Raw genomic sequence first — 1,578 nt, 5'->3', positions numbered from 1 at the left:
CGCCCGCGCGGACGCCGCGGGCGCCGCGGGCGCGGCGGGTTCCTCGCCGCGCAGCTTCGCGAGCACGCCGGGCAGTTGCTCGGGCGTCACGAGGACGTCGCGCGCCTTGGACCCCTCGGACGGTCCGACGATCTCGCGCGACTCGAGGAGGTCCATGAGGCGTCCGGCCTTGGCGAAGCCGACCCGGAGCTTGCGCTGCAGCATCGAGGTGGAGCCGAACTGCGTGGAGACGACCAGCTCGGCGGCCGCGAGCAGCAGCTCGAGGTCGTCGCCGATGTCGGAGTCGATCTCCTTCTTCTCGACCGCCGCCTCGACGTCCTTCCGGTACTCGGGACGGGCCTGGCGCGTGACGTGCTTCACGACGCGGTCGATCTCGGTCTCGGTGACCCACGCGCCCTGCACGCGGATCGGCTTCGACGCGCCCATCGGCAGGAAGAGCGCGTCGCCCTGTCCGATGAGCTTGTCGGCGCCCGGCTGGTCGAGGATGACGCGCGAGTCGGTGACACTCGTCACCGCGAACGCGAGCCGCGACGGCACGTTGGCCTTGATGAGGCCCGTGACGACGTCGACCGAGGGGCGCTGGGTGGCGAGCACGAGGTGGATGCCCGATGCGCGAGCGAGCTGCGTGATGCGCACGATGGAGTCCTCGACGTCGCGCGGGGCGACCATCATGAGGTCCGCGAGCTCGTCGACGACGACGAGCAGGTACGGATAGGGCTTGAGCGTGCGCTCGCTGCCGGCGGGCAGCTTGATCTCGTCGCCCACCACGGCCGCGTTGAAGTCGTCGATGTGGCGGAACCCGAACGACGCGAGGTCGTCGTACCGCATGTCCATCTCCTTGACGACCCACTGCAGCGCCTCTGCGGCCTTCTTGGGATTCGTGATGATCGGGGTGATGAGGTGCGGCACGCCCGCGTAGGGCGCCAGCTCGACGCGCTTCGGGTCGATCAGCACCATCCGCACCTCGGACGGCTTCGCCCGCATGAGCAGGCTCGTGATCATGGAGTTCACGAAGCTCGACTTGCCGGACCCCGTGGAACCGGCCACGAGCAGGTGCGGCATCTTGGCGAGGTTCGCGACGACGTAGCCGCCGCCGACGTCCTTGCCGACGCCGATCGTCATCGGGTGCTTCGCGTTCACCGCGGCGCCCGAGCGGAGCACGTCGCCGAGCGTGACGGTCTCGCGATCGGCGTTCGGGATCTCGACGCCGATCGCGGACTTGCCGGGGATCGGCGAGAGGATGCGGACCTCGTTGGACGCGACCGCGTACGAGAGGTTCTTCGACAGCGCCGTCACGCGCTCGACCTTCACGCCCGGCCCGAGCTCGATCTCGTACTGCGTCACCGTCGGGCCGCGGGAGAAGCCCGTGACCTTCGCGTCGACGCCGAACTGCTCGAGCACGCCCGTGATCTGCCGCACGACCTCGTCGTTCACGGCGGAGCGGGTCTTGGCGGGTGCGCCCGCTGCGAGCGTCGAGGACGACGGCAGGTGGTACGGCCGGTCCGGCAGGTCGGCGGGCCGGTCGGCGGATGCCGCGGGGTCGACGGTCGCGGTCGCGTCGCCCACGGCCGCACCCGC

General features: G+C 70.7%; 1 protein-coding gene. It reads right to left on the bottom strand.

The window, feature by feature from the left end; translation table 11 throughout:
* On the bottom strand, window positions 1-1,578 hold a 1,578-nt coding region (locus ESO86_RS16680; RefSeq protein WP_165308208.1), incomplete at both ends, for a DNA translocase FtsK.

It is taken from the genome of Agromyces binzhouensis (genome assembly GCF_004135055.1).
Taxonomy (GTDB): Bacteria; Actinomycetota; Actinomycetes; order Actinomycetales; family Microbacteriaceae; genus Agromyces; species Agromyces binzhouensis.
The sequence above is the reverse complement of the archived record's forward strand: the minus strand, read 5'-3'. Positions and strand labels throughout refer to the sequence as shown.